This window comes from Streptomyces sp. Y309, assembly GCF_056712025.1.
The window spans coordinates 7,447,039-7,473,834 of the sequence record NZ_CM160048.1 but is presented as its reverse complement, the minus strand read 5'-3'; the positions used below and the strand labels follow the sequence as shown (position 1 = coordinate 7,473,834).

The 26,796-nt window shown below is 72.4% G+C and carries 22 protein-coding genes and 1 tRNA gene; 10 read left to right on the top strand and 13 right to left on the bottom strand.

Going from position 1 to position 26,796, the window contains the following annotated elements:
* The first annotated feature begins 75 nt into the window (after positions 1–75).
* The 3 genes from AC0KTA_RS31045 to AC0KTA_RS31035 all read left to right on the top strand — a co-directional run bounded on the left by AC0KTA_RS31045 (position 76) and on the right by AC0KTA_RS31035 (position 4,113).
* Positions 76–1,257 carry a PAC2 family protein gene (locus AC0KTA_RS31045; protein ID WP_481051517.1) on the top strand — a complete coding sequence of 394 codons (1,182 nt, stop codon included), beginning with the start codon at positions 76–78 and terminating at the stop codon, positions 1,255–1,257.
* Positions 1,258–1,595: 338 nt separating this feature from the next.
* The gene (locus AC0KTA_RS31040; RefSeq protein WP_481051516.1) at positions 1,596–3,350 is read left to right on the top strand and encodes a S8 family peptidase; all 1,755 of its coding nucleotides are present in this window, start codon (positions 1,596–1,598) and stop codon (positions 3,348–3,350) included.
* A gap of 112 nt (positions 3,351–3,462) precedes the next feature.
* Positions 3,463–4,113 (top strand): hypothetical protein, encoded by a 651-nt coding sequence (locus AC0KTA_RS31035; RefSeq protein WP_481051515.1) that lies wholly within the window; start codon positions 3,463–3,465, stop codon positions 4,111–4,113.
* A gap of 87 nt (positions 4,114–4,200) precedes the next feature.
* On the opposite strand, the gene mshC is transcribed toward AC0KTA_RS31035, so the two are convergent.
* The 4 genes from mshC to AC0KTA_RS31015 all read right to left on the bottom strand — a co-directional run bounded on the left by mshC (position 4,201) and on the right by AC0KTA_RS31015 (position 7,740).
* On the bottom strand, positions 4,201–5,430 hold the full coding sequence (gene mshC, locus AC0KTA_RS31030; protein WP_481051514.1) for a cysteine--1-D-myo-inosityl 2-amino-2-deoxy-alpha-D-glucopyranoside ligase: 1,230 nt from the start codon (positions 5,428–5,430) through the stop codon (positions 4,201–4,203).
* Between the two features lie 156 nt (positions 5,431–5,586).
* Entirely contained in the window at positions 5,587–6,432 is an 846-nt protein-coding gene (locus AC0KTA_RS31025; protein ID WP_481051513.1) for an SCO1664 family protein, read from the bottom strand.
* Positions 6,396–6,986 (bottom strand): DUF3090 domain-containing protein, encoded by a 591-nt coding sequence (locus tag AC0KTA_RS31020; protein WP_481051512.1) that lies wholly within the window; start codon positions 6,984–6,986, stop codon positions 6,396–6,398. The genes AC0KTA_RS31025 and AC0KTA_RS31020 overlap by 37 nt, the downstream gene beginning before the upstream one ends.
* 67 nt (positions 6,987–7,053) lie before the next feature.
* Entirely contained in the window at positions 7,054–7,740 is a 687-nt protein-coding gene (locus AC0KTA_RS31015; RefSeq protein ID WP_481051511.1) for a histidine phosphatase family protein, read from the bottom strand.
* A gap of 62 nt (positions 7,741–7,802) precedes the next feature.
* Between AC0KTA_RS31015 and corA the strand changes: the two genes are divergently transcribed.
* The gene (gene corA, locus AC0KTA_RS31010) at positions 7,803–8,804 is read left to right on the top strand and encodes a magnesium/cobalt transporter CorA (protein WP_481051510.1); all 1,002 of its coding nucleotides are present in this window, start codon (positions 7,803–7,805) and stop codon (positions 8,802–8,804) included.
* An 89-nt stretch (positions 8,805–8,893) separates the two neighbouring features.
* On the opposite strand, the gene AC0KTA_RS31005 is transcribed toward corA, so the two are convergent.
* Entirely contained in the window at positions 8,894–9,682 is a 789-nt protein-coding gene (locus AC0KTA_RS31005; RefSeq protein WP_481051509.1) for a ferritin-like domain-containing protein, read from the bottom strand.
* Positions 9,683–9,969: 287 nt separating this feature from the next.
* Complete coding sequence (locus AC0KTA_RS31000; RefSeq protein WP_481051508.1) at positions 9,970–11,025, bottom strand: LLM class F420-dependent oxidoreductase; 1,056 nt, start codon at positions 11,023–11,025, stop codon at positions 9,970–9,972.
* Positions 11,026–11,279: 254 nt separating this feature from the next.
* On the opposite strand from AC0KTA_RS31000, the gene AC0KTA_RS30995 reads away from it, so the two are divergent.
* Complete coding sequence (locus AC0KTA_RS30995; protein ID WP_481051507.1) at positions 11,280–12,260, top strand: aldo/keto reductase; 981 nt, start codon at positions 11,280–11,282, stop codon at positions 12,258–12,260.
* Positions 12,261–12,910: 650 nt separating this feature from the next.
* A complete protein-coding gene (locus tag AC0KTA_RS30990) occupies positions 12,911–15,478 on the top strand; it encodes a helix-hairpin-helix domain-containing protein (RefSeq protein WP_481056629.1) in 2,568 nt (855 codons plus the stop codon).
* 159 nt (positions 15,479–15,637) lie between these two features.
* On the opposite strand, the gene AC0KTA_RS30985 is transcribed toward AC0KTA_RS30990, so the two are convergent.
* Positions 15,638–16,471 (bottom strand): hypothetical protein, encoded by an 834-nt coding sequence (locus AC0KTA_RS30985; protein ID WP_481051506.1) that lies wholly within the window; start codon positions 16,469–16,471, stop codon positions 15,638–15,640.
* 47 nt (positions 16,472–16,518) lie between these two features.
* Between AC0KTA_RS30985 and AC0KTA_RS30980 the strand changes: the two genes are divergently transcribed.
* Complete coding sequence (locus AC0KTA_RS30980; protein ID WP_016641768.1) at positions 16,519–16,707, top strand: DUF5703 family protein; 189 nt, start codon at positions 16,519–16,521, stop codon at positions 16,705–16,707.
* Between the two features lie 160 nt (positions 16,708–16,867).
* On the opposite strand, the gene AC0KTA_RS30975 is transcribed toward AC0KTA_RS30980, so the two are convergent.
* The 3 genes from AC0KTA_RS30975 to AC0KTA_RS30965 form a co-directional block, all read right to left on the bottom strand.
* Positions 16,868–17,722, bottom strand: coding sequence for a chaplin (locus AC0KTA_RS30975; protein ID WP_481051505.1), 855 nt, complete (start codon positions 17,720–17,722; stop codon positions 16,868–16,870).
* 158 nt (positions 17,723–17,880) lie between these two features.
* On the bottom strand, positions 17,881–18,114 hold the full coding sequence (locus AC0KTA_RS30970; protein ID WP_481051504.1) for a chaplin: 234 nt from the start codon (positions 18,112–18,114) through the stop codon (positions 17,881–17,883).
* A gap of 265 nt (positions 18,115–18,379) precedes the next feature.
* Positions 18,380–19,723: a M20/M25/M40 family metallo-hydrolase gene (locus AC0KTA_RS30965; protein WP_481051503.1), complete on the bottom strand. Its 1,344-nt coding sequence runs from the start codon at positions 19,721–19,723 to the stop codon at positions 18,380–18,382.
* A gap of 177 nt (positions 19,724–19,900) precedes the next feature.
* On the opposite strand from AC0KTA_RS30965, the gene AC0KTA_RS30960 reads away from it, so the two are divergent.
* Positions 19,901–19,985: transfer RNA gene (locus AC0KTA_RS30960), tRNA-Leu, on the top strand.
* A 50-nt stretch (positions 19,986–20,035) separates the two neighbouring features.
* Here the strand turns inward: AC0KTA_RS30960 and AC0KTA_RS30955 are convergent.
* The 3 genes from AC0KTA_RS30955 to AC0KTA_RS30945 all read right to left on the bottom strand — a co-directional run bounded on the left by AC0KTA_RS30955 (position 20,036) and on the right by AC0KTA_RS30945 (position 24,458).
* On the bottom strand, positions 20,036–22,924 hold the full coding sequence (locus tag AC0KTA_RS30955; RefSeq protein WP_481051502.1) for a peroxidase family protein: 2,889 nt from the start codon (positions 22,922–22,924) through the stop codon (positions 20,036–20,038).
* Between the two features lie 329 nt (positions 22,925–23,253).
* Entirely contained in the window at positions 23,254–23,667 is a 414-nt protein-coding gene (locus AC0KTA_RS30950) for a YchJ family protein (protein ID WP_481056628.1), read from the bottom strand.
* Positions 23,668–23,741: 74 nt separating this feature from the next.
* Positions 23,742–24,458: a FadR/GntR family transcriptional regulator gene (locus AC0KTA_RS30945; protein WP_481051501.1), complete on the bottom strand. Its 717-nt coding sequence runs from the start codon at positions 24,456–24,458 to the stop codon at positions 23,742–23,744.
* 137 nt (positions 24,459–24,595) lie between these two features.
* On the opposite strand from AC0KTA_RS30945, the gene AC0KTA_RS30940 reads away from it, so the two are divergent.
* A complete protein-coding gene (locus AC0KTA_RS30940) occupies positions 24,596–25,114 on the top strand; it encodes a gluconokinase (protein ID WP_481051500.1) in 519 nt (172 codons plus the stop codon).
* 85 nt (positions 25,115–25,199) lie between these two features.
* Positions 25,200–26,606, top strand: coding sequence for a GntT/GntP/DsdX family permease (locus tag AC0KTA_RS30935; RefSeq protein ID WP_481051499.1), 1,407 nt, complete (start codon positions 25,200–25,202; stop codon positions 26,604–26,606).
* The last annotated feature ends 190 nt before the right edge of the window (positions 26,607–26,796 follow it).

Genomic DNA, 26,796 nt, shown 5'->3' with positions numbered 1-26,796 from the left:
GGGGGCTGCGGAGGGCCCCGCGGGACGCCGTAAGGTTGGGGCGTACTTAGAGGAGAACGTCGGAAGGAGGCCTGGGTGATCGAGCTCGAGGGGGTACCCGAGCTGATCGACCCGGTCATGGTGGCCGCGTTCGAGGGCTGGAACGACGCCGGCGACGCCGCCTCCACCGCGGTCGCGCATCTCGACAAGGAGTGGAAGGGCGAGGTGTTCGCGGCGCTGGACGCCGAGGACTACTACGACTTCCAGGTCAACCGGCCCACGGTGTGGCTGGACGGCGGAGTGCGCAAGATCACGTGGCCGACGACCCGGCTCTCCGTGGTCCGCGTCGGCGGCGACAAGCCGCGCGACCTCGTCCTGGTGCGGGGCATAGAGCCGTCCATGCGCTGGCGTTCGTTCTGCAACGAGCTGCTCGGCTTCGCCCACGAGCTGGGCGTGGAGCTGGTCGTGATCATGGGGGCGCTGCTCGGCGACACCCCGCACACCCGCCCGGTCCCGGTCAGCGGCGTCACCTCCGATCCGGATCTGGCGCGCACCATGGACCTGGAGGAGACCAAGTACGAGGGCCCGACGGGCATCGTCGGCATCCTCCAGGAGGCGTGCACGCACGCGGGCGTCCCGGCGGTCAGCCTGTGGGCGGCCGTGCCGCACTACGTCTCGCAGCCGCCGAACCCGAAGGCGACGCTCGCCCTCCTGAACCGCCTGGAGGACCTGATCGACGTCAGGATCCCGCAGGGCGAGCTGGCGGAGGACGCGCGCGCCTGGCAGCTCGGCGTCGACCAGCTCGCCGCCGAGGACAGCGAGGTCGCGGAGTACGTCCAGTCCCTCGAGGAGGCGCGGGACACCGCGGAGCTCCCCGAGGCGTCCGGCGAGGCCATCGCGCGCGAGTTCGAGCGGTATCTGCGGCGGCGCGACGGCGGCGGGCCCGGTCCTGTCGCCGGGACCGGCCAGGTCGGCGGTGGCCCCGTCGGCGGCCCCGGCCAGCCGGGCGGGCACGCCACGGACGGCGGCGACGGAGCGGCGTATCTGCGCGATACGCCGAGCGGGCGCACCCGCCCGCCGAAGCCGCAGCCGCGTCCGGAGGGCGACGCCAAGGACGGCAAGGACGCCGAGGGCGGCCCGGCCGCGTCAAGCCCGGAGTCCGGCTCGGCCGACGACGAGCGGCCGAGCGACGCCGCCGACACCGGCACAGCCAAGGGCAACAGCAAGGGCAACGGCAAGGGCGACGATTCCGAGCCGGGGGATTCCTCCGAGGACTGAGACGGGCTGAGACAGACTGAGACGGGCTGCGACAAGCCTGGACGAGGACGCAGCGAGCACCAGGGGCGGCACCCGCGAGGGGGCCGCCCCTTCGCGTTGCCCAGGTCTCAGGAGGCACGCCCGCCTCCTCCACCTCGTACACCTTTGGCCGGTATGGGACGTGACACGGGTTTCTTGATGAAATGCACACGGTTCCCAACTCAACTTCTTTTCAAACACAGTTGGGCGAAAGAGGTCTGGACGACCGGGCCCGGCAGTAGCAGGGTGGGCAACGACCGGAAGGCAGGCGAGGCGCGGGGCTCAGGAATCGACAGGGATGCGAAGGGAGCGGTGGAGCGATGACCGACCAGGTGCAGCGGGGCAGCGATCCCGGAGGCAGTGGCCCCGGACCCGACGGGGCGGGGTTCACCTACCGGGCCGCCGAGCAGGAACTGATCGTCGTCGCCCGGCCGGAGGCCCGGCTGCGCGCCCAGGAGCAGGGCGTCCGCTCGGCGACGGGGGCCGACGTGTCGGCCCTGAACATGTTCCTCAGCGATGAACAGCTCGTCCTGGAGCCGCTGTTCGGCAGCGAGGACCGGCTCCGGGCCGCGACAGCGGAGACGACGTACGACGTACCGGACCTGACGCTCTTCTACCGAGTGCGCGGCGGCGAGGACCGCGCCGACCAACTGCGCGCGCGGATGGCCGCGCTGCCCGGCATCGAGACGGCGTACGTCAAGCCGGGCGCCGTGCCCGCCACGCTCGGCCCGGCCGGGCAGCAGGCGGGCACGGGCGAGCCGGACGAGGCCCGCCGCCGCAAGGAGGGCATGCCCGCGACCCCCGACTTCAGCGGCCGCCAGGGCTACCTGAGCCCGGCGCCCGAGGGCGTCGACGCGTACTGGGCCTGGCAGCGGCTCGGCGGGGGCGGCGACGGCGTGACCGTCATCGACGTCGAGGGTGCCTGGCAGCTCAGCCACGAGGACCTGTCGGCGAAGCTCGCCGGCGTGGTCATCGGCACCCCCATCCAGGATCTGTCGTGGCGCAACCACGGCACAGCGACGATCGGCGTCATCGGCGCCGACCGCAACAACCAGGGGATCACCGGCATCGCGCCGGACGCCGTGACCGCGGCCGCGTCCTTCATGCCGGCCGGTACGGCGGCGACGATCCACGCCGCGGCGGACCGCCTTGTACCGGGCGACATCATCCTGATCGAACTGCACCGGCCGGGGCCGGAGTTCGAGTTCGAGGAGCGCGACGACCAGAGGGGGTACATCGCCCTCGAGTGGTGGCCGGACGACTTCGCCGCGGTCCGGTACGCGACGGCCAAGGGGATCATCGTCGTCGGCGCGGCGGGCAACGGCGCCGAGTCCCTGGACGACGCGGTGTACGAGCGCCGTCCGGACGAGTTCCCGTCCTGGTGGCGCAACCCCTTCAACCCGTCCAACCCGTCGTCCGACGCCGTCCTGGTCGGCGCGGGCGCGCCACCGCCCGGCACGCACGGCCGCGACCACGGCCCGGACCGCTCGCGCCTGGCGTTCTCCAACTACGGCGCGCGGGTGGACGCACAGGGCTGGGGCCGCGAGACCACGACGACCGGCGGCTTCTGGAACCAGCCGGGCGACCTGCAGGGCGGCGTGGACGAGGTCGCCTGGTACACGGACACGTTCTCCGGCACGTCGTCGGCGTCCCCGATCGTCGTCGGCGCCGTCGCCGCGCTCCAGGGCATGCTCAAGGCCGCGGGCCAGCAGCCGATGACGTCGTCCCGCGCGCGGGCGGTGCTGCGGGCCACGGGGTCGCCGCAGCAGGACGGTCCCGGCCGCCCGGCGTCCCAGCGGATCGGCAGCCGCCCCGACATCAGGGCGGCGGTCACCAAGCTGCTGCCGGCGGCGGTGGGCTCGGGGCGCGCCGAGCGCTACTGGGACGAGCTGATTCCGTATCCGCCCGAACTCCCGCCGCGGCTGCGGCTCTTCGTGGCCGGTCAGTGGCGGAACCTCAACAACCCCTCCCCCGAGACCCGGCAGGCGGTCCACTCCGCCTTCGCCGGCGGATCACCGGACGTACGTGTCTGGTTCTCGGACGACGAGGTCATGGGCCTGGTCGTCACGGGCTGAACCACGGCACGTGACGGAACGCAGCACATCAGGCAGCACATCAGGCAGCACATCACGCAACGCGACAGGGAACACATCAACGGACCGACCATTGACGGAAGGTGGCACCCGCATGAGCACCACCCCGCAAATGAGTCAGCTGGGCCAGCAGCAGGGCCAGCAGTACGGCCCACAGCAGCAGTACGGCCGGCAGCAGCCGTTCGGCCAGCAGGGGCAGCAGTACGGCCAGCAGATCCCGGGGCAGCAGGGCCAGCAGGTCCCGGGTCAGCAGGGCCAGCAGCCCTTCGCCCCGCAGCAGTTCGGCCAGCAGGGCCCGAGCACCGCGCCGCCGCAGCCCGGCCAGATGGGCCAGATGGGCCAGCAGCAGCCGTTCGGCCAGCAGGGCCAGCAGGGCCAGCAGGGCCAGCAGCAGCTCCCGCAGCACCTGCGCCAGCAGATGCAGCAGCTCGGCCAGCAGCAGCCGTTCCAGCAGCTGCTCCAGCAGCTCGGCCAGCAGCAGATCCCGCAGGCGCAGGCGCCGCAGATCTCGACGCAGGCGCTCGCCGCGAACATCGCGGAGAGCTTCTGGGACGTCGTCCAGCCGCTCCCCGGCCAGGCCTCGCTCCTCCATCTGTACGTCGACGGCGACTGGCGGGTGTACGTCAACCCGAGCGAGCGCACCCGCGACCAGGTGCAGGAGGCCTTCGCGTTCGGGCTGCCGGTGATCGGCTACTACGACACCAACAACCCGGGGCTGCTGCTCGCCATCGTGATCACCAGGTGACGCTCAGGGCCATGTGAGACACCCGTGGAACGGCGGCGCCGGACAGAGTCCTTCCCGTCCGGCGCCGCTGTCGTCGCGTGCGGGCGGCTACAGCGCGACGCCGAGCAGCGCGTCCACGGCGCGCGAGACGACGCCCGGGGCGCCCTCGTCCGTGCCGCCCTCGGCGGCCTGGCGGGCGGCCCAGCGGTCGACGGCGGCGAGCGCGGTGGGCGCGTCCAGGTCGTTGGCCAGCGCCTCGCGCAGTTCCTCGACGAGGGCGTCGGCGGGCGGACCGTCCGGCCGGGACACCGCGGCGCGCCAGCGGGCGAGCCGCTCGACGGCGTCCTGGAGCACCTGGTCGGTCCACTCCCAGTCCGCGCGGTAGTGGTGGGCGAGCAGGGCGAGCCTGATGGCGGCCGGGTCGACGCCGTCACGCCGCAGCTTGGAGACGAAGACCAGGTTGCCCTTGGACTTGGACATCTTGGCGCCGTCGAGGGCGACCATGCCCGCGTGCACGTACGCCTTCGCGAAGGGGTACTCGCCGGTCAGGGCCTGGGCGTGCGAGGCGCCCATCTCGTGGTGCGGGAAGGCCAGGTCGGAGCCGCCGCCCTGGACGTCGAAGCCCATGCCCAGGTGGTCGAGGGCGATGGCCACGCACTCGATGTGCCAGCCGGGCCGGCCGCGGCCGAGGGAGCCGCCGTCCCAGCTCGGCTCGCCCTCGCGGGCGGCCATCCAGAGCATCGGGTCGAGCGGGTTCTTCTTGCCCGCGCGGTCCGGGTCGCCGCCGCGCTCGGCGGAGAGCAGCCGCATGGCGGCGGCGTCGAGCCCCGACACCTCGCCGAAGTGCGGGTCGGACTCCACGGAGAAGTAGACGTCGCCCTCGAGTTCATAGGCGGCGCCCAGGTCCCGCAGCCGCTCGACGAGCGGAACGATGCCGGGTATCGCCTCGACGGCGCCGATGTAGTGCTGCGGCGGGAGCAGGCGCAGCGCGGTCATGTCCTCGCGGAACAGCGCGGTCTCGCCCTGTGCCAGCTCGACCCAGTCCTTGCCGTCGCGCTTGGCGCGCTCCAGGAGGGGGTCGTCCACGTCGGTGACGTTCTGGACGTAATGAACCTGCCGCTTGGTGTCGAGCCACACGCGCTGCACGAGGTCGAACGCGTTGTAGGTCGCCGCGTGACCCATGTGGGTCGCGTCGTACGGAGTGATGCCGCAGACGTAGATACGGGCGACGGGACCGGGGGCGAGGGTGACGAGTCCACCGGTCGCGGTGTCGTGGATCCGGAGGTCGCGGCCCTTGCCGGACAGGACGGGAACCTCAGAAGCGGGCCAGGCATACATGCCTTGAGCCTAACCGGACGCCCCGTCCACATACGACCCAGGGCAAGGAGTTCTTCCTGGTCCGTTTGCTCCCCGCTGTGGGCAGCTGGGCCGCCAGGGGCGGGACGGGTGGGCACAGCCCACGCCGACGGCGCCATTACGCCAAGGGCAGGGAACTCACACCGGCGGCCACGGAATGGCCGGCCACTCCCCCGACGGCCCAGGATGCCGCCCCGCGGCAAGCAACGCGGCGACCCGCTCCCGCACGGCGTCGACCTCCGCGGAGGTCAACAACTCCCCGAGCCGCCCGGCAAGCGGCTCCCCCACCGCCAAGCCCTCCCGCAGGGAACCAAGCGCCTCCACCGCCTCCTCTGGCAGCTTCTCCCCCGCCCACCCCCACAACAGCGTCCGCAGCTTGTCCTCGACGTTGAACGTGACCCCGTGATCGATGCCGAACAGCCGCCCGTCCGCGTCGAACACCAGGTGCCCGCCCTTGCGGTCGGCATTGTTGATCACGGCATCGAGCACGGCGAGCCGCCGCAACCGCACGTCGTCCGCGTGCACGAGCAGCGCCCGCCGCCCCTCGCCCACCTCGGCGAACCCGACGGCCTTCCAGCCGTCCCCGGGCTCGTCGCCCTCGACGAGGGCCAGCAGCTCCGCGCCACCCTCCGCACCGCCGTCCTCGGCGCCGTCCCCCGGCTCGACCCAGAGCTGGACCATCCCCTCGCCGTAGGGCCCGTCCCGCAGCACGGTGGGCGGCACGAGCCCCCAGCCGAGCGCCTCGGACACCTCGTACGCGGCAACCTCCCGCTGCGCGAGCGTGCCGTCGGGAAAGTCCCACAGGGGCCGCTCCCCGGCGACGGGTTTGTAGACGCAGGCGGCGCTCCGCTCCTCGTACGCCACCGTGCAGTACAGCACCGCGTTGGACGCCTCCCGGATCTGCCCGCGCACGGTCAGCTCACCGCGGGTGAGCAGTTCCACGGCGGTCAGGCTCCCCGCCGGTATCCGTTCTGGCGCGGGCATACGTGTCCTTCCGGGTCGAGCGGCAGGCTGCACAGCGGGCACGGCGGCCGGCCCGCGTTCACGACGTCGAGGGCGCGCTTGGCGAAGGCCCTGGCCTGGGCGCCGGTGAGCCGCACGCGCAGCATCGGCGGGCCGTTCTCCTCGTCCTGCAGAAGCCTTTCCTCGGCCTCCGCGAGGTCCTCCTCGGAGTCCGCGTCCAGCTCGACGAGGGCCTGCGCCTCGACGATCATGCGCTCCTCCTCGCCGTCCCAGGCGAGCGCCATCGTGCCGACCCGGAACTCCTCCTCGACGGGCGAGTCCAGCGGTGCGCTGTCGGTGATCTCGGAGGGGGCGACGGCGGGCACCGCCGCGCTGCCCCCGCTGCGCCGCACGACCTCGTCGAGCAGCTCCTCCATCCGCTCGGCGAGCGCGGCCACCTGCGTCTTCTCCAGGGCGACGCTGGTCACGCGGACCCCCGCGGAAGCCTGGAGGAAGAAGGTACGCCGTCCGGGGAGCCCGACCGTTCCGGCCACGAAGCGTTCCGGCGGGTCGTAGAGGAACACCTGACGGGACACGTCCTGTCTCCATTGGAATCGACTGCATGTACTTCACGCGACGACTGCACCCTACTGCGGCCGACGATCACGGTGCGCCCGCATCGCCCCCCACCTGAGCATCGTCGCCCGGGGGCGCCTCGCGCGGGGCCAGGGACCCGAAGTCGCCGGTGTCCCCGAGGCGTACGAGGAAGGGGCGCAGCCGCGTGAAGCGGATCGCCGTGACGGAACAGGGCTCTACGGAGATGCGCTGGAAGAGGTCGAGGTGCAGCCCGATGGCGTCCGCGACAAGGGACTTGATGATGTCGCCGTGGGAGCACATCAGATAGACGGCGTCGGCGCCGTGATCGCGCTCCACGCGCGCGTTCCACTCGCGTACGGCCTCCGCGGCCCGTGTCTGCATGGCCCGCAGGGACTCGCCGCCCGGGAAGGCGGCCGCGGACGGGTGCTGCTGGACGACCTCCATCAGGGGCTCGTCGGCGAGCTCGGCGAGCTTGCGGCCCGACCAGTCCCCGTAGTGGCACTCCCCGATGCGTTCGTCCGTGTGGGCCCGCAGCTCCGGGCGGGCGGCGAGCAGCGGCGCGAGGGTCTCCTGGCAGCGCTGCAGCGGGCTGGTGACGACTTCGGCCAGGGGCAGCGCGGCGAGCCGCCCGGGCAGCGCGGCGGCCTGCTCCGAGCCGCGCTCGTCGAGGCCGACGCCGGGCGTCCAGCCGGCGAGCAGGCCCGCGGTGTTGGCGGTCGAGCGTCCGTGGCGCACAAGGATCAGCGTGGGCATGCGGGCCAGCCTAAGCCGGAGACCGGGTGCGCCCGCAGCGAAGGTTCGGAAGAATGCGCTGCGTGATCGTTGACTGCGCCATCTACCGGCACGGGCTGCGCACCGAGGGTCCCACGGACTTCTCCGAGGCCCTGGACGAGGCGCGCGCGATCGGCGACGCGTTCGTCTGGATCGGTCTGTACGAGCCGACGGAGGACGAGTTCGACCTGGTCACCGAGGAGTTCGCGCTGCATCCGCTGGCCGTCGAGGACGCCTTGAAGGCCCATCAGCGGCCCAAGCTCGAGGTGTTCGACGACTCGCTCTTCGTGGTCCTGAAGCCGGTGGTGTACGAGCCGGACAGCGACTCCGTCACGTCCGGCGAACTCATGATCTTCATGGGCGACTCCTTCGTGGTGACCGTCCGTCACGGCGAGGGCGCGCCGCTCGGCACCGTACGCCATCGCTTGGAGGCGGAGCCCACGGTGCTCGAACACGGGCCGACGGCGGTGCTCTACTCCATCGCCGACGCCGTGGTCGACCACTACCTGGAGGTCGCCGCCGAGCTGCAGACGGACCTGGAGGTCCTGGAGGCGGAGGTCTTCTCTCCGGGGGGCGGCGGCTCGCGCAAATCCGCCGCCTCCAGGATCTACCGGTTCAAGCGCCAGATCCTGGAGTTCCGGCGCGCCTCCGGGCCCCTTGCGATGCCCGTCGCCCGGCTCGCGGGCGTGGGCCCCTTCGGCCGTCCCGTGCCGTTCGTGAACGAGTCGGCGCAGCCGTATCTGCGGGACGTCAGCGACCACCTCACGCGCGTGAACGAGTCGGTGGAGGGCCTGGACCGCCTGGTCACGGACATCCTGTCGGCGCATCTGGCGCAGATGAGCGTGCGGCAGAACGACGACATGCGGAAGATCTCCGCGTGGGCGGCCATGGCCGCGGTGCCCACGATGATCGCGGGCATCTACGGCATGAACTTCGACCACATGCCGGAGCTGCGCTGGTGGTGGGCGTATCCGGCGGTGATCCTGCTGATGGTCGCCCTGGAGGTCGGCCTGTTCCGGCTGTTCAAGCACCGCGGGTGGATGTAGGCCCCGCGGGGGCGCGGGGCCTGCGTCTCCGTACGGGCTGCGTCAGTCTCCGTACGGGCTGCCTCAGGTGAACACCCTCAGCGGCCTCCTCAGGCGAACTCGGGCGCGGACGTGGCCGGTCCGCCCAGGGCGTCGCGCCGCTCCGGCATCTTGAGGGACACCATCCGCCGCCAGCCGCCGGCGCGTTCGTACGCGTACATCGCGTGGATGCCCGCCGCGAGCGTCTTGGACTTGGTCGGGGACCAGCGCAGGATGCGGCCCATGTGCTCCATGACGGCGAGGCTGACGTCGCGGTAGATGCCGATCTCGACGAGCGAGCACTCGCGCAGCGTCCGCTGGATGGTGCGGCCGTGTCCGGCGTACGCGAAGCCCAGCAGCTCCTCGTGGCAGTACGCCAGGTGGTTGTCCTCGTCGTTCGAGATCATCTTCACGGCCTTGCCGACCTCCGGGTGGTTCCCGAAGTACTTGCGCAGCATGACCATCTGGTCGGCGGCGCGCTGCTCGGTGACGCGGCTGTGCGACAGGTACGTGATGATGTCCTGCTCGGTGAGCGGCTCGTCGGCGCGGAGCTTCTCGTGCGCGAGGCCGATGCCGTGCTTCTCGAGCAGCATCGTGTAGTCGGTCTCGTGCGGCACCTCGACCGGGTCCAGACCGCGCTTCTTCAGGAGCGCGTTGAAGATCCGCCCGTGCTTGTCCTCGTCGGCGCCGTGCCGGGTGATCTTCGGCGCCATCTCGCGCTGACTCGCGGGGACGAGCGCCGCGATGCGCCCGTTCTCCCAGCCGCCCTGGGTCTCACCGCTCGCCGCGATGGAGCAGAACAGCCGGAACGACTCGTCGTTGTCGAGGATCTCCTGGAAGAGACTCCTGGCCGAAAGCATCGCAGGCACCTCCATGCCGTCACTGACCACACAGACTTCCGCAAAGAACGAGTCAAAGGGGCAGCGCGGCATCAGGCAACAGGTGTACGCGACAGCTCAGCCGAACGAAGGAACCGGACCGCCGAACGGGGTGCGTGGCGGGCCCCGGTTACGGCCGCCGGGAGCCGTAACCGGAGGCGCCCTCGGGGCGTTGTGCTCCGTGACGGCCGTGGCGGGGAAGACCCCCCGAGCCCCCACCACGGCCGCGGAACTTCTTCTTGCGCCTCAGCGAAACTTCTTCTTGCGCCTCATCCGAGACCGGCGCGCTCCAGGGCCTCGGTGCCCGCCCGCAGCGAGGCGAGCCGCTCCTCCAGCGTGAAGCCCGCGGGCGCCAGCGTGAGCGTGGTGACACCGGCCTCCGCGTAGGCCCGCATCCGGTCCGCGATGCGGTCCACGGAGCCGAGCAGCGTCGTGGAGTCGATCAGGGAGCGCGGTACGGCGGCGGCCGCGCCGTCCTTGTCCCCGGACAGGTACTTGTCCTGGATCTCGGCGGCCTCCTTCTCGTACCCCATGCGCCGCGCGAGCTGGTTGTAGAAGTTCTGCTTCCGGCTGCCCATGCCGCCGACGTACAGCGCCGTGTACGGCCGGAACATGTCGGCGAGCACGTCGATGTCCCCGTCCTTGCCGAGGGCGAGCGGCAGCGTCGGCACGACGTCGAAGCCCTCCATGGTCTTGCCGGCCTTCTCGCGCCCGGCGCGCAGGTGGCGCAGCGCGGTCTCCTCCAGGTGCTCGGCGGCCGGGAAGATCAGCAGGGCGCCGTCGGCGATCTCGCCGGTCTGCTCCAGGTTCTTCGGCCCGATCGCGGCGACGTACAGCGGGATGTGCTCGCGCTGCGGGTGGACGGTCAGCTTGATCGGCTTGCCCGGACCGTCCGGCAGCGGCAGCGTCCAGTGCTCGCCCTCGTAACTCAGGCGCTCGCGGGTCATGGCCTTGCGTACGATCTCGACGTACTCGCGGGTGCGCGCGAGCGGCTTGTCGAACTTGACGCCGTACCAGCCCTCGGAGACCTGCGGCCCGGAGACGCCGAGCCCGAGCCGGAAGCGCCCGCCGGACAGCGAGTCGAGGGTGGCCGCCGTCATCGCGGTCATCGCGGGCTGGCGCGCGGGGATCTGGAAGATCGCCGAACCGACGTCGATCCGCTCGGTCTGGGACGCCACCCACGCGAGCACCGTGGCCGCGTCCGAGCCATAGGCCTCGGCCGCCCAGCACACCGCGTAGCCCAGCTTGTCGGCCTCCTTCGCGACGGCGAGATTGTCCGCGTCCATCCCGGCGCCCCAGTAGCCGAGGTTGATCCCGAGCTGCATGGCCGAATCCCCTTACTCATGAGTAACGTGCCTGTGCCGGGACTGTAGCGCGCGGGCGCGCGATCCGTCAGGGGCGGACGGCGGGGTGGGGGCGGGCGGTGGCGTGGGCCGGGTGCGGGGTGGGGGCGGACCGGGTGCGAGGTGGGTGTGCCGGGGCGGGTGGCGATTCCCCGCAGGGGTCGGTGAGTTGTCCACAGTCGCTGCTTTGTCCACACGCGCACCAAGCGCTCAGGCGTGGCCAGTAATCTCGCGCCATGGAGCAGAGGCATCTCGGCCGAACAGGTCTGCGTGTGTCCCGGATCGGACTCGGCACCCTCACATGGGGACACATGGACGAGAACGACGCCGCCGACCTGTTGAAGGCCTTCTGGGAGGCGGGCGGCACCCTCGTGGACACGGCCGATGTGTACGGCGACGGGGAGGCCGAATATCTCCTCGGCCGGCTCGTCGAGCGCCTCGTGCCGCGGCGCGATCTGGTCATCGCGTCGAAGGCGGGCAGCGTGCCCGACCCCTACCGCCGCTTCGACGGCTCGCGCGGCCATCTGCTGTCCGCCCTCGACGCCTCCCTGGCCCGCCTCGGCACGGACCACGTGGACCTGTGGCAGATCCACGCCTTCGACCCCGAGACGCCCTTGGAGGAGACCCTCCAGGCCCTGGACATCGCGGTCACCAGCGGCCGCGCGCGCTATGCGGGCGTCTCCAACTTCAGCGGCTGGCAGCTCGCCAAGGCCGCGACCTGGCAGCTCGCCGCGGCGGGCGCCCGCACCCGCGTCGCCAGCACCCAGATGGAGTATTCGCTGCTCCAGCGCGGCGTCGAGCGCGAAGTGCTGCCCGCGGCCGTCGATCTGGGCGTGGGCCTGCTGCCGTCCTCGCCGCTCGGCCGCGGCGTCCTCACCGGCAAGTACCGGCACGCGACGCCCGCCGACTCGCGCGGCGCCTCCGAGCAGTTCGCACCGTTCGTCGCGCCGTATCTCGACGACCCGGCGAGCCGGGTCGTGGACGCCGTGGCGATAGCGGCCGACGGCCTCGCGGTCACGCCCCTCCAGGTGGCGCTCGCCTGGGTGCGCGACCGCCCCGGAGTGACGGCCCCGATCATCGGCGCGCGCACCGCGCAGCAGCTCACGGCCGCGTTGTCAGTGGAGACCCTTAGTCTTCCTGACGAGATCTGCCAGGCGCTCGACGACGTGTCAGCGCCCGTGCACCGCTACCCAGACCAGGACTGGAGCACGCTGTGAGTACGGAGTCCGCTGCCGCGGAGGTCGCCGAGCCCGAGGCCCCGGAGGCCGGGCCGGCCCCCGCCGCAGGCGACGCGCCGGAGGCCGGGGCCGACTTGGCCGCACCGGAAGCCGGGGGTGAGGGCGGCTCCGGCGGGGCCGCCAGGGGCGACGCCGGGGGTGCGGACGGGGATGGGCCCGGTGCCGGGGGCGGGGGCCAGGCTGCGGACGGGAGTGAACCCGGTGCCCGGGGCGGCGGCGAGGCTGCGGGGCGGGGCGGGGCCGAGGCGGTCGGCGCGGACGCGGGTGGTGGCGTTGCCTCGGGGCAGGGCTCGCCCGATGCGACTGGCGCTGCGGCTGACGCGGGCGAGGGCGCTGCCGGGACCCCGGGGCGGGGCTCCGCCGAGCCGACGGGCACCGCGGCGGACGCGGGCGATGCCGACAGCCCAGGGCAGGACTCGCCCGAGGCGAACGGCGCTGCGACCGACGCCGACGGGGGCGCAGCCGAGAGCCCGGAGCAGAGCTCGCCCGAGGCCACCGGCTCGGCGGCCGACGCGAACGCGCGCGACGCCGAGACGCCAGAGCCGACCGGCACCGCGGCCGACGCCGACGGGGACACAGCCGAGACCCGGGAGCAGAGCTCGCCCGAGCCGACGGGCACCGCTGCCGACGTGAACGCGCGCGACGCCGAGACGCCGGAGCCGACCGGCACCGACGCCGACGGGGACGGGGACGGGGACGCTGGCGAGACCCCGGAGCAGGACGCGTCCGAGGCCACGGCGGCCGACGCGGGCGGCGGTCAGGGCAGCGCGGACGGCGGTCCCTCCGAGGCCGAGGCCGAGTTGGCCGCGCAGCGGGAGTTGCGGGAGCGGATCGAGCAGCGCAAGGCCGCCAAGCAGGGCCCCCTCGAAGCGGGCACGAAGCTTCAGGGGACGGCCGCCGACCTGCTGGCGGCGGTGCGGGCCGTGGAGAGCGGGGAGAAGCCCGTGGCCTCGGCGTTCCGCGAGGCCGAGCCGGTCGCGCCGCGCAGGCCCGCCCCGGCCCCCGAGCCGGTGCGCCGCCCCGCACCCGAAGCCCCGATCGGCGCGAGCGAACCCGCGCCGGAGACCACCGAAGCAGTGGCGGCCGTGCTGGCCGAAGGCGGCGCGCCCGCCGCACTCGCGCCCCGGGCCGCGGCCGCGCTCGGCGAGGGCGCGGCCGACCGGCTGCGCGCCGACCCCTGGCAGTTGCTGCGCGTCGCCGGGGTGCGGCCCGAGCAGGCCGACGGATTCGCGCGGGCGCTCCTCGGCCCGGACTGCGGTCCCGGGGACGAGCGCAGGGGCAGCGCCCTCACCGTGTGGCTCCTGGAGCAGGCCGCGCTCGCCGGGCACACGGCCCTCGAGTCGGCGGCGCTCACCGCCGCGCTCGGCCAGCGCGGCGTGCCGGAGCCGGACGAGGCGGTGCAGGCCGCCATCGCGGAGGGCGACGTGCTGGTCTTCCAGGACGCGCTGGACGACGTGCCGGGGACCGCACCGGCGCCGCCCGCCACGGCAGGCGAGGGCGCCGAGAACGCCCCGGAGGCAGCGGCTCCCGTCCGCGTCCTGGTCGGCCTGGAGCGGTACGCCCTCGCGGAGGAGAGCCTGGCCGACGGCCTCGCCCGCATCATCAACTCCCTGCCGAAGGACGGGCAGGGCGACGCTTCGGGCCCGTCGGCCGCCGCCTGGGACGCCGCGGCGAGCCGCGCCTCCGGCTCTGCCGCCGACCTGATCCGCGCCGTGGCGGGCCACGGTCTCGTACTGCACACGGGCGGCGAGGCGGCCCGCGCCGAGCCCACCGCGCTGGTGGCGGCGGCACGTGCCCTCGGCCTGCGGGTGTGCGCGGCGACGCACAGCCCGGACGGGCAGCGGAGGCTGGCGGAACGCCTGGGCGGGGACGCCGACGGCGCCGTGGCGGCCCCCGGAAGCGCCACCCGCCAGGACGGCACCGGCCCGGACGCCCGAGCGGCCGGGCACGCGGGCCACGGAGCCCCCGGCGGACCGGCCGCGCACACCGGCCACGAGGCCGACCGCGGTGACGGCACTCCCCCGGACGCCACCGCCGGTGAGCGCACCGAGGGCGGGCCGGCCGACGGGACCACCACGCGTACCGGGCACACACCTGACGACCGGACCGGTACCGGCCACACACCTGACGACAGGACCGATGCAGGGCACACACCCGGCGACGGGACCGACGGGGGCACCGCCACCAGGGACGCCGACGGGACCACCACCCCCACGGCGGCCTCCGCCTCCGGTGACACGCCCATCGCCGTGACCGTGGCGGGCCTGCTGTCCGGACGGCAGGGGCCGGGCCGCGACGCGGACGGCGCGCTCGCCGTCGACCTGCTCGTGGTCCTCGACGCGCCGCAGCTCGACGTGGAGACCGCCGCGATGCTCGTGGAGTCGCTGCCGGACGGCGCCCGGCTTGTCCTCAGCGGCGACCCCGGTGTGCTGTGGTCGGCGGGCCCCGGCCGGGTCTTCGCGGACCTGCTCACGGCCCGCTGCTGCCCGCAGGTCGTCTCGCGCACGCCGGACCCCGGCCCCATCGGCGAGCTGGTCTCCGGCATCGGCATCGGCGAGCTGGCCCAGGTCGAGGCGCCGGGCAAGGAGGTCGTGATCGTCCCGGTGCGGGACGCGGCCGACGCGATCCACCGCACGGTGCAGCTCGTCGCGGACTCGGTGCCCCGCGCCATCGGCGTGCCCGCCGGGCAGACGCAGGTCATCACGCCCGGTCACGGCGGCGCGGCGGGCACCCGCGCGCTGAACGCGGCGCTGAAGGAGCGGCTGAACCCGGGCCCGGGCCGCTTCGGCGGCTTCGATCCGGGCGACCGCGTCGCCTACGCCCCCGTGCCGGGCCGCACGGCGCTCGGCCGGGTCGTCGGCGCCGACGCGCAGGGCCTGCGCCTGGAGTGCGAGGGCACCCCCGTCGTCGTACCGAAGGAGCGGGTGGAGCAGGCCGTGCGGCACGCCTGGGCGGTCACCGCGCACCAGGCCGCGGGCCGCCGCTGGCCCGCCGCGGTGGTGGTGCTGCCCGGCGACGCGGCGTCCACCCTGACCAGGCCCTGGGTCTACACCGCGTTCAGCCGCGCCGAGCGCCATCTGTCGGTGGTCCAGGGTGTCGCCCAGTCCTTGCCCCAGGCGGTGGCCGAACGCCCCGCCAAGGAGCGCACGACGCGCCTGCGCACCCTGCTGCGCCCGCAGCCACCGGAGGCCGGCTGAGCCCCACGCACGGCGCGCCCGGCCCGACCCCCGGCCGAGAGGTCACCGGGCGCCGGGCGCGCCACAGAGGTACTCCAGCTCCCGGGCCCCTGTCCGAGGCCGCACCCGGACACCCCCAAAGGGCGCCGAAGCGAGCCGAAGCGCGCGAAAGGGCGGCCCCTAACCCCCAGCTCCGCCCTTCCCTCGCTCGACGACCTCCACGTCGTCCACCTCATCGAGGGACACCGCCTCGTCCGGATCGAAGTCGAGGTCGGTATCGAGGTCGGTGTCGGTATCGAGATCGCCGTCGAGATCGGCGTCGACGCCGGGAGCCGATCTCCGGCGGGCCGCGCCCACGGGCCCCGCCCCCGCGTCCAGGTCGTCGTCGAGCCCGTCGTCCGCCTCGTCGTCGAAGACCGCGCTGACGTCGAAGCGGCAGACCACCCGCTGGGCGTCGGGCTGGTCGAAGGGGGACTCCAGCCACTCGCCGGGCTCCGCGGGCTCGCCCGCCGCGGTGACCCACAGCGTGGAGTCGCCCTCCTCCAGGCCGAATTCCTTGTGCCGAGAGGCGATCTCGTCCGGTTCGAACTCGCCGAAGAGCAGTCCGAGCGCACCCGGCACGGTTCCCGCGAGACGATCCGACTCGATGGCGTCGTCCTCCTCCTCAGCGGCCTCGACCCGCGCGGCCTGGGCCAGCAGTCGCTGCGGCTCCACGACGGCGTAGTCGCGTCGGATCAGCACGCTCAAGGCGTTCGGCTCCGCGGGCCCCTGGTACGGCGGCAACGCCTCCTCCGCCGCGGGGATCTCGAAGGGGGTGACCTCGTCATAGCGGTCGTAGAGCAGCTCGTCGTACGCCTCGGCCGCGGCGGCCAGCTCGTTGAACGCCTCGTAGACATCGGGATCGTCCTCGCCCGACCTGCGTTCGACCGCCGCAAGGTGGCGGTCGAGGGCGGTCTTGACCGCCTCGGCGGCGGCGCGTACCTCGGCAGCGGTGGGCTGCGCAGCATCAGACATAGTGCAGACGCTATCCGTACCGGGCCGGTGCCCGCACAATAGATGCGATGCCGGAATACGAATTTGTCGACGTGTACGTTCCGCGCGGGGTGTCCCGCAAGGAAGCCACGCGTCTGCTGACCGACCACGCAGAGTACGGACACTGGGAGTTGGACCGCCTCAGTCTGCACGCCGACGGCAGTCGGCGGGTGCGGCTGCGACGGCGCATCATCCGCCAGGTACGGGCCACTTGGTGACGGGCGGACGGTGCGAAGGGCGGGAACGCAGGAACGCAGGAAGGACAGCGCGGGAAAGACGGCGCAGGAAAGACAGCCCAGGAAAACGGAGCGGGCCCCGCGATCGCGGGGCCCGCTCCGTTTCACTCGGTGTACACGAGTTCACCCGGTGTGCGCGAGATCAGGCACGCGCCTTCCGGTACAGGACGGTGCCCGCGAGCAGCATGCCCGCGCCCACCGGCAGCGCGACGCCGACCGGCAGTGAGCCGCCGGTCTGCGCGAGCTGGTCCTTGCCCTCGGGGGGCGTGATCATGTGCGCCTCCGGCACGTTCGGCACGGTCGAGCGCTCCGACTCGTGCTGCACGGGCGTGACCGGCTGCCCCGGCTTGCCGGGCGACTGAGGCTTCCCGGGTGCCTGAGGCGTGCCGGGCCGCTCGGGCGTGCCGGCGTTGCCGGGATCCTGCGGCTTGCCGGGCCGGTCCGGCTTGCCCGGGTGGTCCGGCTTGCCCGGGTGGTCGGGCTTCGTGGGCGGCTTCTCACCGGGCGGGGTGCTGCTGTGCCCGGATTCGTTGGCGCACTCGTTGCCGACGGCGGCGTTGCCCGCGCCGCCGAGGCTGACGCTGTTGCCGCAGACGTTCACGGGCACGTTCACCGGCAACTGCACGTGGTTGCCGGAGCCCACGCCGGGTGAGTTGCTCGAGTCGCCGTCGGCCGTGGCGCCGCCGCCGGAGGGTTTGCCTCCGTGGCCCCCATGGCCGTCGTCGCCGTAACCGCCGCCACCGCCAGGGGCGTCGGAGGTGTTGGCGCAGTGGTTGCCCGCCGCGGGGTTCAGCGCCCCGACGACGTTCACGGTGTTGCCGCAGACATTGACCGGTACGTCCACGGGAAGCTGGACGGAATTGCCCGACAGCACGCCGGGGGAATCCGAACTGCCGCCCCGGGCGCCCGAGTCGGCCTGGGCGTAACCACCAGAGACAGCGATTACGCCAGTGGCGGCCGCCACGGTGATCAGGCCTTTGCGCGTGACCTGTCGCATAGCTTGTTCCTGCCTTGCCTTCCGGAAATGCGCACGAGCCCAGTGCACCGTGCGCCCAATGCCCGTCGGCCCCGGAGCGCATGGCACGCACTCCGGGGCCGACGGGTTTTCAGACCCTCATGGGGTGAGGCCCCTTTACGGGGTGAGGCACAGTGGCGTCACGAGTTGGTGCAGGTGTTCCCGAAAGTGGGGTTGAGCAGCCCAACCACGGAGATCGTGTTGCCGCACACGTTCACCGGCACGTGCACGGGCGCCTGGACGACGTTGCCCGAGGCGATGCCCGGGGAGTTCACGGCGGCACCCTGCGCACCGGAGCTGGCGGCGGCGACGCCCGCGCCGGCGAGCACCAGACCACCGGTGGCTACCGCCGCAGCGACGACCTTCTTGATCATTGTTCCTCCTAGTTGGAAATGCGGTCCCAGCCGCGGACCGCACCACCTGTAACGAAGGGGAAACGTGGGGGCTACGTGAACATGCGTACTTTCACTCTTTTCGGTCAATTACGCACGCGCAGGCGATTATTGGAGTGTCGTTTCGGCTCGCGCCCGCGCGTTTCGGCAGCCGTATACGTACGGAAACGCGCCGAACGCACCACTCCGCGCCCTCCGTTCAGCAGCCGCCGATGAACCGGTCTCAGCAGGCGCCGACGAACCGGTCTCAGGAGGCGTCGATGAACCGGTCGAGGACCCGGACCCCGAACTGCAGGCCGTCCACCGGCACCCGCTCGTCGACGCCGTGGAACATGCCCGCGAAGTCCAGCTCCGGCGGCAGCTTCAGCGGCGCGAAGCCGAAGCCGCGGATGCCGAGGTCGTCGAAGGACTTGGCGTCCGTGCCGGCCGAGAGCATGTACGGCACGGCCCGCGCGATGGGGTCCTCCGCCTGGAGGGCCATCTGCATGGCGTCCACGAGGGCGCCGTCGAACGTGGTCTCCAGTGCCTTGTCCGCGTGCACGTCCTCGCGCTTGACGTTGGGCCCGAGAATCCGGTCCAGATCGGCGAGGAACTCCTCCTCGTACCCCGGCAGGAAGCGCCCGTCGACGTGCGCGGTCGCCTGCCCGGGAATGACGTTCACCTTGTAACCGGCGCCCAACTGCGTCGGGTTGGCGGTGTTCTGGAGCGAGGCGCCGATCAGCTTGGCGATGCCGCCGAGCTTGGCGAGCGTCTCGTCCATGTCCTCCGGGTCGAGCTCGGTGCCGAGGGCGTCGCCCAGCTCGTCGAGGAAGTGCCGCAGCGTCTTGGTGACCCGCACCGGGAACTTGTGCCGCCCGAGGCGCCCCACGGCCTCGGACAACTCGGTGATCGCGTTGTCCTTGTGGATCATCGAGCCGTGCCCGGCGCTGCCGTCGACGGTCAGCTTCATCCAGTGCATGCCCTTCTGGGCCGTCTCCACGAGATACAGCCGCAGCTGCTCGTTGACGGTGAAGGAGAAGCCGCCGACCTCGCTGATCGCCTCGGTCACGCCCTCGAAGAGGTCCGGGTGGTTGTCGACGAGATACCGCGCCCCGTACGTCCCTCCCGCCTCCTCGTCCGCGAGGAAGGCGAGCACGATGTCACGCGGCGGCTTGCGGCCGCTGCGCAGCCGGTCGCGTACGACCGCCAGGGTCATCGCGTCCATGTCCTTCATGTCGACGGCGCCCCGGCCCCACAGGCAGCCGTCCGCGATCTCCCCGGAGAAGGGGTGGTGCGTCCAGTCCTGGGCATTGGCCGGTACGACGTCGGTGTGGCCGTGGATGAGCAGCGCGGGCCGCGACGGGTCCTCGCCCGCGATGCGCGCCACCGTGGACGCGCGGCCCGGATGCGACTCGAAGATCTTCGGCTCGAGCCCCACCTCCGCAAGCTTCTCCGCGACGTACTCGGCCGCCTTGCGCTCCCCCGGACCGGAGTGATCGCCGTAGTTGCTGGTGTCCATCCGGATCAGGTCCCGGCACAGGTCGACGACCTCGTCCTCGCCGGAGACGGCCCGCGCCCCGTTAGCCCTGCCGCCCGTGGTCGGCTCGCTCACGCTGTTCCTCCCGCTGTTGCACTCTGGGTCCCTCCCATCCTCCCGCGCCAACCGCCCGGACCCAAGGCCAGGCGGCCCTCGTCATACGCCGTTCACCCCCGGACCAGCGTGATCAGGTGCCCCCGAATGTTTGCTATGGTTTTCCACGTCGCCGCGGGAAACCGCGACAGACCACCGGTCCGGGTGGCGGAATGGCAGACGCGCTAGCTTGAGGTGCTAGTGCCCTTTATCGGGCGTGGGGGTTCAAGTCCCCCCTCGGACACAATCAGTACACCAACGATGACCCCAGAGTTTCTGGGGTCTTTCGTGTTTCTAGGTGGCGCCGTTGCCTGTCGGTGGGACCTGGCGCCAAGGGGCGAAGGCTGTGCCGGTGCGGGGGAGGAGGGCGGCGAGGTCGGGGCAGTGGCGGAGGATTACGGAGTTCATGCCGCCTTTTTGGACCCAGTCGATGCCCAGGGGGGTGTAGATCTCGGGGCGGAAGTCGACGGTGAGGAAGCGGTCGCTCTGGAGGCGGCGGGTGGCCATCAGGATGAAGACGCGGAACGCGGTGTCGCTGAAGCCGAAGCCGGTGGGCGGGTTCTCGGCGAAGAGGCCGACCATGGTGTCGATCTCGTCGACGGAGTTGTAGACGTCCCTGAGGCGGGCCAGGGTCTCCGGGTTCTCCGTGAGGTCCTCGAAGTCGCGGATGCGCTGCTTGTGCAGGCCCGCGCGGAAATCGTTGTAGCGGGGCACGCCGCGACGGCGGGTGCGGACGAGGTCGACGACGGAGAGGTCGATGAGCTCGCCCTCGCGCTCGAACTTCTGCAGCGCGCGCGGGAAGTTGTGCAGGGTGATCGCGCCGGGGTGCGCGATGCCGAAGGAGTACAGGGTGTTGGCAAGGCCCGTCTTGCGGAGGGCGCCCTCCGCCGCGCCGCCGTTGATGTCGGGGAAGCCGAGGGTCTCCAGGCGCCGCCCGAAGTGGTGCTCGCGCAGCTCGAAGTCGTCCGGGATGAGCGGGTGCATGCGGTAGACGGTGACGAAGTCCTCGGTGAGGGAGTACGGGGTGCCGTGGTGGTCGGGGAGGGTGTTCGGGATGCCCGTGAGTGAGTGCGCTTCCAGGAGCCACAGGCCCAGTTTGTTGAGCCAGTTGTCGGGCGGGCCGTCCCAGTTGGTGTGCAGGCCGAGGTCGAGTGCCTCGGTGGCGAGGATCGCCGGGGTCCACTCCACCGTGTGGATCTTCGCGATGAGGGCGGAGACCACCAGTCGGGCCGTGTGGTAGACGGAGTCCTCGCTCATGGAGGGGTACGTCCGGCGCAGCGCGGCGCAGACCGCGTTGTGCTCGCGGGCGAACAGGGTGTGCATCACGCTGAGGCCGAGCCACCAGCTGTCGGTGAAGCCGGACAGCGGGACGCCGTTCTGGCCGATGGGGAGGTGTCCTTCTTCCAGACGGAGGTCGGCGCCGCCGTCTGGGGCGCGCAGGAACCTCGCCGTCGCCTCGTCGGCGCCGTACACCTCCGAGCCGTCCCACCAGTGGGACGCGGTGTTGCCGAAGAGGATCGGTGGCCGGCCGTCGGCCACGGGGATGCCCTCGTTCTCGGCGAACCGCATGACGTGCTCGGCGGGCCCGTCCGGCGTGTTGTGCCAGGCCGAGCCGGGCGGCAGCGGCACCTCTACGGTCTTCGTGCCCGCGGGATGGCGGCGGTGGTTGACCCAGTCGTGGACCTGGAACTGGATCCAGGCGGCCGCCAGGACGTTGAGGGAGGTGGCGGGCAGGAAGGTCTCGCGGTACAGGAGTTGGCGGCTCACCGTGACCGGGTTCGGGGTGTCGAAGAGGTCGGGGCGGTAGTCGGGCTTCAGGTTGCGCCCGAAGGCCGCGCCGACGGCGCCCATGGCGGGTGCGGACAGGTCGTTGTACGTACCGTCGTAGGAGCGCGACGTGCGCAGGCTCTCGTGCGGGAGCAGCGGCACCGGCACGGCCTTCGGCGGCGCCTCGTGCACGTCGGTGTCGATGAGGTTGAAGCGGCGCAGCGCCTTGCGCAGGAACAACAGGTTGAGCAGGCTCGCCTGGAGCGGCAGCCGGTGCCAGGGCACGACCCGGTTCAGCAGCCGGAAGGCGGCGCCCACGGGCACGCCGAGCACCCGGTTGCGCAGCGGCTCCTCGGTGCTGAAGCGCAGGCCCTGGCGGTGTGCCGCGCTCGCCTCGTACGCGGCCTTGCGGGCGCGGTTGAGGTTGCCGAGGGGGCGGAACTCATCCGTGGTGTACCAGGGGTTGAAGGCGAGCTCCTCCACCCGCCGGGCGGCCGAGCGGGCCCCGGCGGTGTCCAGGTCCTGGCTCGGGATCGTCAGCCGGGCGACGGGCACGGCGGGCGCGATGGCCTCGCGCCACTCCACGGAGCCGTCCTCGACGGGCGTACGCGTCTCGTCGACGTACCGCTGCAGGCACAGGTCGAAGGCGACGTCGGCGGTGGCGAGGCGGTGCGAGAGATCGCGGTGCAGGTAGTTGGGGTCGCGGCGGTCGGGCCGTGGGGACGGGGCCGCGCCGCCCGCCGGGCGCAGCAGATAGCGCACGGGTCCGGCGGCGCCCCACAGGATGGTGCCGCGGCTGAAGTACGTCTCGCCGACGAGGCTGTTGACGGTGTGGCGGGTCGCCGCCTGGACGTTGCGCCGCATGCGGTTGGCGGTGGAGAGGCCGACGGCGAGCGGCAGCTTCACGAAGAGCCCGAAGGCGACCTGGAGCGGGCTGCGGGCGCCGGCGAGGGCCTTGGCGAAGGCGACGAACTCGCGGGCGTCCTTGGCGTGCGACACCGGCCAGTTGGTGGCGAGCAGGTCGTGGCTCTCCTCCGCGGACACCTCCACGCGCACGGCGGCGCCGCGCAGGTCGGGCGCGCCGTCGGCCCGCCGCATGCCGTTCGCGTTGGACAGCCGCACCGTCGCCGGATACTCGGCGCCGGGCTGCGCGAAGCCGCAGCGCAGTTCCTCGGGCAGGTCGTCGCGGAAACGCAGGCGCGCGTTCTCCACGCCGAGCGCGGGCTTGGCGTGCTGCGTACGAGCCAGTGAACCGGCGCCCGCGGCGCGCATCTGGGCCCGCTGCACCTTCATCAGCTCGCGGGCGAGCCGTTCGAAGACGACACGCTCCGCCTCGGGGCTGCCGCCCTGGAACCGCTCGTAGCTCCGCTCGTACTGTCCTGACTCGTACTGTCCTGACTGTCCTGAAGAGGCCATCGGGCGCTTCCTTCGTACGGAGAGGAAGAGGGGACGGAGGAGCAGTGCGTACGCGGCACTGGGGGGCGTCGACGCTACTGGCGGCGCCGGACGGGCCGCAGCGGGCGATCCCGCCTATGTACGCGGATGACTCCCGGCCTCGAACTGGCGGGCGGACAGCGGAGTTTGGGCCCGTCAACGGCTCGTCAGCGGCGCGTACGCGGCACCGCGCCGAAGGACCGTACGTCCCGTGCGTGTCTCCCTCTCCAGCAGCCCCACCCGCCCGGCCCGCCGGATGGCCGGGTCCCGACGGGTGGTACCTACGCCCGCCGGGCCCGCCCGGGGCGGGGTCAGTCGATGAAGTCGCCGTCCACGTACACCCAGGCCCCGTCGACGCGCTCGAAGCGGCTGCGCTCGTGCAGGGAGTCGGGGCGGCCGCCGTCGGTGTAGCGGGCGCGGAAGGTGACGGTGCCGGTGGTGTGGAAGGCCGTGCCGTCGGTCGTCTCCTCGACGGCGAGTCCCGTCCAGCGCATCGCCGGGTCGAACTCGACGCGCGGCGGCCGGGTCCGCGGGTGCCAGGTGCGCAGCAGGTACGCCTCGTCGCGCCGGGCGAAGGCGCTGTAGCGGGAGCGCATCAGCTCCTCAGGGGTGGCCGCGGCGGCCTCGCCCCGGTGCAGTCGGCCGCAGCACTTCTCGTACGGCTGGGGGCGCCCGCAGGGGCAGGGCTCGGGGCGCGTGGTGGTGCGTCGGGACATGGGGCCCATTGTCCCCTCGGCCCCGGCGGCGGCGCTCGCCCGGTGGCGGGCGGTGGCACTCGCCCGCTCGCGGGCGCCGGCGCTCACCCGGTCGCGGGCGGCGGTGCCAGGATGTCCAGCTCCCGCAGGGCGCCCTCGGCGATCTCGCGGGTGAGGGCCTCGGCGCGGGGCGCGTCGCCCTCCCGCACCGCCTCGGCCACCCGGACGTGCAGGGTCACGGCCGCCGGGTCGGGGTCCTCGAACATCACGTCGTGGTGGGTGCGGCCCGCGAGCACCTCGGCGACCACGTCGCCGAGCCGGGCGAACATCTCGTTGCCGGAGGCGTCCAGGACGATGCGGTGGAAGGCGATGTCGTGCACCAGATAGCCCTCCAGCTGGCGGCCGCGTGAGGTGGCGACCATGCCGAGGGCGCACTCGGTGAGGGCGGCGCACTGCTCGGCGGTGGCGTTCCGCGCGGCGAGGCCCGCGGCGACCGGCTCGACGGCGGAGCGCAGCACGGTCAGCGAGCGGAGCTGGCGCGGGCGGTCGGCGCCCGCGAGCCGCCAGCGGATGACCTGCGGGTCGTAGACGTTCCACTCCTCTGCGGGCCGCACGGTCACGCCGACGCGGCGCCGCGAGGCGACCAGGTGCATGGACTCCAGGACCCGCACCACCTCGCGCATCACCGAGCGCGACACCTCGAAGCGCTGCGCGAGCTCGTCCGTGCGCAGGACGCTGCCGGGCGGGTACTCGCCCGCGGTGATGGCGGGCCCGAGGCTGTCGAGTACGCGGGCGTGCAGCCCCCGGGCCTGTGCGGTCATGACGTCAGCGTACGAGGGGAGCAGTGTGCTCAAAAAGTCAGACTTTTGCGCCACAGCCTCTTGAATTCATCTGACCTAATGGGTTTCAGTGACGTGAACCGATCGATGTCGACGAGGACAGCGAGGCAGTACCAGCGATGAGCACCACCCACGTCGTCGTAGTGATGGGCGTAGCGGGAACGGGCAAGACCACGGTCGGCCCCCTGCTCGCGGCCCGGCTCGGCGTCCCGTACGCCGAGGGCGACGACTTCCACCCCGAGGCGAACATCGCCAAGATGTCGGCCGGCACCCCGCTGACCGATGACGACCGCTGGCCGTGGCTCGACGCCATCGGCGAGTGGGCCCACGGCCGCGCCGGCCTCGGCGGCGTGGTCAGCAGCTCCGCGCTCAAGCGCGCCTACCGGGACCGGCTGCGGGCCGCCGCCCCGGGCCTCGACAGCCTCGTCTTCGTACACCTCACCGGCGACCGCGCCCTCATCGAGGAGCGGATGCGGCAGCGCAAGGGGCACTTCATGCCGACCGCGCTGCTCGACTCGCAGTTCGCCACGCTCGAGCCGCTCGGCCCCGACGAGGCGGGCGTCGACGTCGACGTCGCGGGCACGCCGGAGGAGATCGCCGACCGGGCGGCGGCGGCCCTGGCCACGCTCGACGGCTGACCGGTCCTCGCTTCCCGCAGCTCGGTCCCACCCCCCCCACGCGTCCACGTACCTCCCCCTCACGTCCACGTACAAGGAACCCACCGTGACCAGTCTCAGCGTCGAGATGCTGGCAGCGGATCCCGTCGAACCGATCACCTCGGCGGGCCATGCCCAGCTCGGGATCGCCGTTCTCGCGGGCATCGCCGTCATCGTTCTGCTCATCACGAAGTTCAAGGTCCACGCCTTCCTGGCGCTGACCATCGGCTCACTGGCGCTCGGCGCCTTCGCGGGCGCCCCGCTCGACAAGGCGATCACCAGCTTCACCACCGGGCTCGGCTCGACCGTCGCGGGCGTCGGTGTACTCATCGCGCTCGGTGCCATCCTCGGCAAGCTGCTGGCCGACTCGGGCGGCGCGGACCAGATCGTCGACACGATCCTGGCGAAGGCCGGACGGTCCGGCGGGCGTGCGATGCCGTGGGCGATGGTGCTCATCGCCTCCGTCATCGGGCTTCCGCTGTTCTTCGAGGTCGGCATCGTGCTGCTGATCCCGGTCGTGCTGATGGTCGCCAAGCGCGGCAACTACTCGCTGATGCGCATCGGCATCCCGGCGCTCGCCGGTCTGTCCGTGATGCACGGGCTCATCCCGCCGCACCCCGGGCCGCTCGTCGCCATCGACGCGGTGAAGGCGAACCTCGGCGTGACGCTCGCGCTCGGCGTGCTCGTCGCCATTCCCACCGTGATCATCGCGGGGCCGGTGTTCTCGAAGGTCGCCGCCCGGTGGGTGGATGTGGCGCCGCCGGAGAAGATGATTCCGGAGCGGCCCTCCGAGGACCTGGAGCAGCGGCCCGGCTTCGGCGCGACCGTCGCCACCGTGCTGCTGCCCGTCGTCCTCATGCTCTCCAAAGCCCTCGTCGACATCGTCGTCGACGATCCGGAAGCGACCGTGCAGCGCGTCTTCGACGTCGTCGGGTCGCCGTTGATCGCGTTGCTCGCCGCCGTCATCGTGGGCATGTTCACCCTCGGGCGGGCCGCCGGGTTCACCAAGGACCGGCTGTCGTCCACCGTCGAGAAGTCGCTCGCCCCCATCGCGGGTGTGCTGATGATCGTGGGTGCGGGGGGTGGCTTCAAGCAGACCCTCATCGACGTGGGGGTCGGGCAGATGATCCTCGACTTCTCCGAGGACTGGTCCATTCCCGCGCTGCTGCTCGCCTGGCTCATCGCCGTCGCGATCCGGCTCGCCACCGGGTCGGCGACCGTCGCCACGATCTCCGCCGCCGGGCTGGTGGCTCCGCTTGCCGCGGACATGTCCACCTCGCATGCCGCGCTGCTCGTCCTTGCCATTGGGGCCGGGTCGTTGTTCTTCAGTCATGTCAACGATGCGGGGTTCTGGCTGGTGAAGGAGTATTTCGGGCTTGATGTGGGGCAGACCATCAAGACGTGGTCGGTGATGGAGACGATCATTTCTGTGGTGGCTTTGGGGTTTGTGTTGTTGCTGTCGGTGGTGTTGTAGCTGGGGGGTGGGCCCTGCGGGGCTTTCCCCAGTCCCGCCCCTTCCCGTAACCAGGGGGCTACCGCCCCCTGGACCCCGCTATCGGCCTGAACGGCCTCGTCCTCAAACGCCGGACGGGCTGAAATGTGCCGGGGCGGACTGGAATGTCGCGGGACGGGCCAGAGGGTTGCCGTACGGGCCGGAGGGTTGC